At 68.3% G+C, this 5,597-nt stretch carries 5 protein-coding genes; all 5 read right to left on the minus strand.

All coding sequences use genetic code 11. The features are described from left to right. The coding region (gene bamA / locus ABDW35_RS31100; protein WP_343717721.1) for an outer membrane protein assembly factor BamA at nt 1-1,749 on the minus strand (1,749 nt) is incomplete at its 3' end. Between the two features lie 217 nt (nt 1,750-1,966). After that, on the minus strand, nt 1,967-3,082 hold the full coding sequence (gene rseP / locus ABDW35_RS31105) for an RIP metalloprotease RseP (RefSeq protein WP_343717722.1): 1,116 nt from the start codon (nt 3,080-3,082) through the stop codon (nt 1,967-1,969). A gap of 46 nt (nt 3,083-3,128) precedes the next feature. Continuing rightward, on the minus strand, nt 3,129-4,289 hold the full coding sequence (locus ABDW35_RS31110) for a 1-deoxy-D-xylulose-5-phosphate reductoisomerase (RefSeq protein WP_343717723.1): 1,161 nt from the start codon (nt 4,287-4,289) through the stop codon (nt 3,129-3,131). Continuing rightward, nucleotides 4,286-5,101 carry a phosphatidate cytidylyltransferase gene (locus tag ABDW35_RS31115; RefSeq protein WP_343717724.1) on the minus strand — a complete coding sequence of 272 codons (816 nt, stop codon included), beginning with the start codon at nt 5,099-5,101 and terminating at the stop codon, nt 4,286-4,288. Before ABDW35_RS31115 ends, ABDW35_RS31110 begins: the two co-directional genes overlap by 4 nt. Next, nucleotides 5,091-5,597 (minus strand): polyprenyl diphosphate synthase (uppS, locus tag ABDW35_RS31120; RefSeq protein WP_343717725.1); only part of this gene is annotated, 507 nt, incomplete at its 5' end. The genes ABDW35_RS31115 and uppS, both read right to left, overlap by 11 nt.

The following is a 5,597-nucleotide window of genomic DNA, read 5'->3' on the forward strand; positions in this document are numbered from 1 at the left end:
GAGCTGTGTCTTGAAGTAGTGCACGTCGCCGCCGAGACCCGCGATTTCGTTCGACAGCGTGATCCGGTAGCCGTCGGTCGGGTTGATGCGGCTGTCCAGCTGGTCATAGGTCAGGGTCTGCTGCACTGCGGAGGACAGGGTGTTGCCTTCCTGCTCGCGGATGAAGCGCGAGGCGTCGTCGCTGACGTCCGACACCTGCCGGTAGTTCAGGCGGTAGCGCAGCGTCTGCCGCAGGTTCTCGCTCAGCGGATAGCCCATGCGCAGCGCGAAACCGGTGTTGGTCTCGTTGTAGGAGCTGAAGCTCTGGTTGTCGCGCGTGGTGCGGAACAGGTCGAAGCCGGCCGCGAGGTTGCGGCCCATGAAGTACGGCTCGGTGAAGCTGAGGTCGATTTCCGACGACACGCCGCTGAGCGAGGTCGACAGCCGCAGATCCTGGCCCCGGCCGAGCAGGTTGCGCTCGCGGACCGTGACGTTGCCGAGCGGGCCGTCGCTGGTCGAGTAGCCGACGCCGAGCTGGACTTCACCGGTCGACTGCTCGGCCACCGCGGCCTGGATCACCGTCTGGTCCGGCGCCGAGCCCGGGCTCGGCTTGATGTCGACCTTGCTGAAGAAGCCGAGGTTGCGGATGTTGGTCTCGGACTTCTTCAGCCGCGAGGCGTTGAACGGGTCGCCTTCGGCCAGCTCGAACTCGCGACGGATCACCTCGTCGGCGGTGCGGACGTTGCCGCTGATGTCGATGCGCTCGACGAAGACGCGCGGGCCTTCCGAGATTTCGTAGGTGATCGCGATCAGCCGCTCGTCGCGGTTGCGCTGCACCGAGGGCTGAATATCGACGAAGGCGTATTGCCGGTCGCCGAGATAGGTGGTCAGGGCCTGGATCGAATCCTCGACCGACTTGCTGGAGTACCAGTCGCCCTCATTGGTGACGATGACGGTCTTCAGCTCCTCCGGCGTCACCCCCGGCAGGGCGCTGTTGACGTCGATCTTGCCGAACTTGTAGCGCTCGCCCTCATCGACCGTGAAGGTGATGAAGAAGCCTTCGCCGTCGGGCGCCAGCTCCGACACCGCCGAGACCACGCGGAAATCGGCGTAGCCGCGGTTCAGGTAGAAGCGGCGCAGCATCTCCTGGTCGACGGCCAGGCGGTCCGGATCATAGGTGTCGTTGGAGGCGAGGATGTTCCACCACTCGGTCTCCTTGGTCAGGATCTCGTCACGCAGCTCGCCGTTGGAGAAGGCGCGGTTGCCAACGAAGTTGATCCGCTCGATCTTGGCGAGGTCGCCCTCGCGCACCTCGAACACCAGGTTCACGCGGTTCTGGTCGAGCTTGATGATCTTCGGCTCGACCGCGACGGCGAAACGGCCGCTGCGGCGATACAGCTGCTGAATGCGGTCGGCGTCGCTCTGCGCCTTGGTCCGGGTGTAGACCTGCCGCGGCCGCTCCTCGATCTCGGCCGTCAGCTTGGTGTCGTCGAAGCGGTCGTTCCCCTCGAACGCGATCTGATTGATGATCGGGTTCTCTTCGACCGTCACCACCAGGCTGGAGCCCTGGCGCCGGATCTGGACATTGGCGAACAGGCCGGTGGCGAACAGGCTCTTGACGGATTCATCCACGGCGCGGTCGCTGTACTCGTCACCCGGCTTCAGCGCCATATAGGAGATCACCGTGGCGGGCTCGATCCGCTGCGAACCCTCGACCTTGACGTCGGCGATCGTTCCGCCGCCACCGCGGGTCTGTGCCGGCGCGGCCATCGGCGCCGTTCCAAGAGCAACAGCCGCCACGGCCGCGAGCCAGAGTCGGGAGGTCACGGTCGACATCGGTTTCTGCTTTCCCCTCAAACTCACACCCATCCCTCTCACCCCCGACCGGTCGGGCACGAGAGGTTTGACGAACGACCGCCGCCCCCACAGTCAGCGGCTGCGGATCGCGGCGAGTCACAGCCGCCGTGATCCGGTAACACGTCCCGGCTCAGGACACCAAGCCTTTGAAAAAGGCCACTACCTTGAGTTGGACCAGGTCGTTCCAGGTCGCGAAGAGCATCAGGGTTAATACCAAAGCGAGCCCTAGGCGGAAACCGTATTCTTGGGCCCGCGCGCCGAGCGGGCGGCCGCGGACAGCCTCGATCGCGCAGAACAGCAGGTGGCCGCCGTCGAGCATCGGGATCGGCACCAGGTTGATCAGGCCGAGATTGATCGACAGGATCGCCATGAACCAGAGCAGCGCCACGATGCCGACCTGATAGACCTCGCCCGACATCTGGGCGATGCGGATCGGGCCGCCGAGATCCTCGGTGCCGCGCTGGCCCGACACCATCTGGCCGAGGGCCTGGGCAGTCATCGACACGATCGCCCAGCTTTCGGTGACCGACATCCGCGCCGCATCGACGACGCCATACGGGCCCGTGTCGGCGGCGATGCCGAGGCGCCAGATGGTCGCGCTGCCGCCATCGGTGGTCGGCACCGTCTCCTGCCGCGGCGTCAGGGCGAAACTCAGCGCCTGGCCGCCGCGGTCGATGCCGAGCGTCACGCTCTTGCCGCCGCTGTTGCGCACCGCCTCGCCCAGCTCGGCAAAGCGGTCGACCGCGGTGCCGTCGATGCTGGCGATCCGGTCCCCCGACTGGATCCCCGCCTCCGCCGCGGCACCGCCGGGCGACACCTGGCCCACCACCGCCGGCGGGAACGGATGGCCGCCGATCAGGAACAGGAAGAACAGGGCGATGATCGAGAACAGGAAATTGGCGACCGGCCCCGCCGCGGCGATGGCCGCGCGCTGCCCGACCCGCTTGTGGTGGAACGACACCGCCCGCTGATCCGCGGTCATCCCGTCGAGAGCGGCGGTGGACGGGGTCGAGGCCGCATCCGCGTCGCCGAACATCTTCACATAGCCGCCGAGCGGCACGACACTGAACTTCCAGCGGGTGCCGTGCCGGTCATTGAAGCCGAACAGCTCCGGCCCGAAGCCGATCGAGAAGGTCTCAACCCGGACCCCGTTGCGGCGGGCGACCCAGTAGTGGCCGAACTCGTGCACGAAGACGAGGACGGTCAGCACGACCAGGAACGGGATCAGATAGGTGAACAGCGTCATACGTACCTCTTGCCGAGGGCCTATGTAGGCCCGCTCGCCCGCGATTTCAAAGCGCAGCGGCGTGCCGTCGCGCCTCGGCGTCGATGGCGAACACCTCGTCCAGAGTCGCCATAGCTTGTGCCGGAATCATGGCAAGGGTGGTCTCGACGATCCGCTCGATGTCGAGAAAGCCGATGCGCCCCTCCAGGAAGGCCGCCACGGCCACCTCGTTGGCGGCATTGAGCACGGTCGCGGCCGAGCCACCTTGCCGCAGGCATTCCCGGGTCAGCCGCAGCGCCGGGAACCGCTCGGGGTCCGGCTGCTGGAAGTCGAGCCGGGCGATCTTCGCCAGGTCGAGCGCGGCACAGGGCGTCTCCATCCGCTCCGGCCAGGCCAGGGTGTAAGCGATCGGCACGCGCATGTCGGGCACGCCGAGCTGGGCCAGCACCGACCCGTCGGCATAGTCGACCAGGCTGTGGATCACCGATTGCGGGTGGACCACGATCTCGATCTTGTCCTCGGGCATGGCGAAGAGATGCGAGGCCTCGATCAGCTCCAGCCCCTTGTTCATCAGGGTGGCGCTGTCGACCGAGATCTTGGCGCCCATGCTCCAGTTCGGATGCGCTACCGCCTGGGCCGGCGTCGCCGCCGCCATCCGCTCGCGGCTCCATTCCCGGAACGGTCCCCCCGAGGCGGTCAGGATCAGGCGCCGCACCTTGGTGCCCGGCTGGAACACCTGGAAGATGGCATTGTGCTCGCTGTCCACCGGCAGCAGCGTGGCGCCGTGCCGCCGCACCTCGGCCATCATCAGCTCGCCGGCGCAGACCAGGCACTCCTTGTTGGCGAAGGCGACCATGGCGCCGCGCCGGATCGCGGTCAGGATCGGCTGCAGCCCGGCGGCACCGACAATGGCGCCCATCACCCATTCCGCCGGCCGCGCCGCTCCTTCCACCACCGCCCCGGCGCCACCCGCTGCCTCGATGCCGCTGCCGGACAAGGCTGCCTTCAGCGCCGGATAGGCCGTCTCATCCGCCACGGCGGCATATCGGGCACCGAGCTGCCGGGCGATCGCCGCCAGCCGCTCCGCATCCTTGTTGGCGGTCACCGCCTCGACCGTGAAGCGCTCCGGCGACCGGGTGATCAGGTCGACGGTGCTGGCGCCGACCGAGCCGGTGGCGCCGAGAATGGTGACGGAGCGCGGAGCGTCCGTGGACGGAGCCGAGGTCATCTGAAGGATGCATCCAAGAGGGCGGTGAACAGGGCAAAAAGGGGCGCCGCGGCCAGCAGCCCGTCGATCCGGTCGAGCACGCCGCCATGGCCGGGGATCAGATCGCCGCTGTCCTTGACGCCGTAATGGCGCTTGACCGCGGATTCAGCAAGGTCGCCGGCCTGGGCCACCAAGGCCAGCAGAGCGGCGCCGGGCACGGCGACAAGGGCCGAACTGGCGCGGTGCAGCGCTGCAATGGCGACGGCGCCGGCCAGGGCGGCCAAGCCGGCGCCGCCGATCAGCCCGGCCCAGGTCTTCTTCGGGCTCAGCCGCGGCGCCAGCTTCGGCCCGCCGATCCAGCGGCCGAAGATGTAGCCGCCGATATCCGTGCCCCAGACCACCACCAGCAGCCAGATCACCGGCTGCCAGCCGTCCTGGCGCAGATGCAGCAGCGCGACGACGGTCAGGCCGAGATAGGGCAGCCCCAGCGCCGGCATGCGGCCGGGCGTGCCGAGGCGGAGATTGACGGCGATGTCGAACAGCACGGTGGCGACGGCCAGCACGACCAGGCCGGCGATGGCGCCGGCACAGCCGGTGGTGACGGTCACGGCGACGATGGCGATCGCGGCGGAGGCCCGGACCCAGCCGGGCGCCGGGCGCCGCAGCACCAGCCGCAGCCACTCATCGGCGCCGAGCACGCCGAGCAGGCCGACGATGACTGCGAATTCCCACTGCCCGACATAGACGGCGGCGAGGATCAGCGGTCCGAGAACGAGGCTGGAGAGGATCCGCAGCGTCAGGTTGCTGCGCTTGGCCTGCGGGCTATTGGCCACCGACGGCGCCATAGCGACGTTCCCGCCGCCGGAATTCGGCGAGGGCAGCCTCCAGGTCGGCATGGCCGAAATCCGGCCACAGCGTGTCGACGAAGACCAGCTCGGCATAGGCCGCCTGCCACAGCAGGAAGTTGCTGATGCGCTGTTCGCCGCTGGTGCGGATGATCAGGTCGGGGTCCGGCAGGTCGGCGGTGAACAGACGGCTGGCAAACAGCCCCTCGTCGATCGCCTCCGGCAGCAGCGCGCCCGAGGCGACCTCGCGCGCCACCCGGCGCGCCGCCTCAGTGATCTCCTGCCGGGCGCCGTAGCTCAGCGCGACGGTCAGGTTCAGTCGGGTGTTGCCCGCGGTCAGCGTCTCGCTCTCGACCAGCAGGTCGACGATGTCCGGCGCCAGCCGCCCGCGGTCGCCGATGAAGCGCAGCCGCACGCCTTTGCGGTGCAGGGCCTTGAGCTCGCCGCGCAGGAAGAAGCGCAGCAGCTTCATCAGCTCGCCGAC

The sequence above is a fragment of the Inquilinus sp. genome (assembly GCF_039594555.1).
Taxonomy (GTDB): domain Bacteria; phylum Pseudomonadota; class Alphaproteobacteria; order DSM-16000; family Inquilinaceae; genus Inquilinus.

Bases quoted from the DNA above. Each gene is read 5' to 3' on its own strand.
- rseP (WP_343717722.1), bottom strand. From the start codon at position 3,082: ATGACGCTGTTCACCTATCTGATCCCGTTCCTGGTCGTGCTGACCGTC.
- ABDW35_RS31110 (WP_343717723.1), bottom strand. From the start codon at position 4,289: ATGACCTCGGCTCCGTCCACGGACGCTCCGCGCTCCGTCACCATTCTC.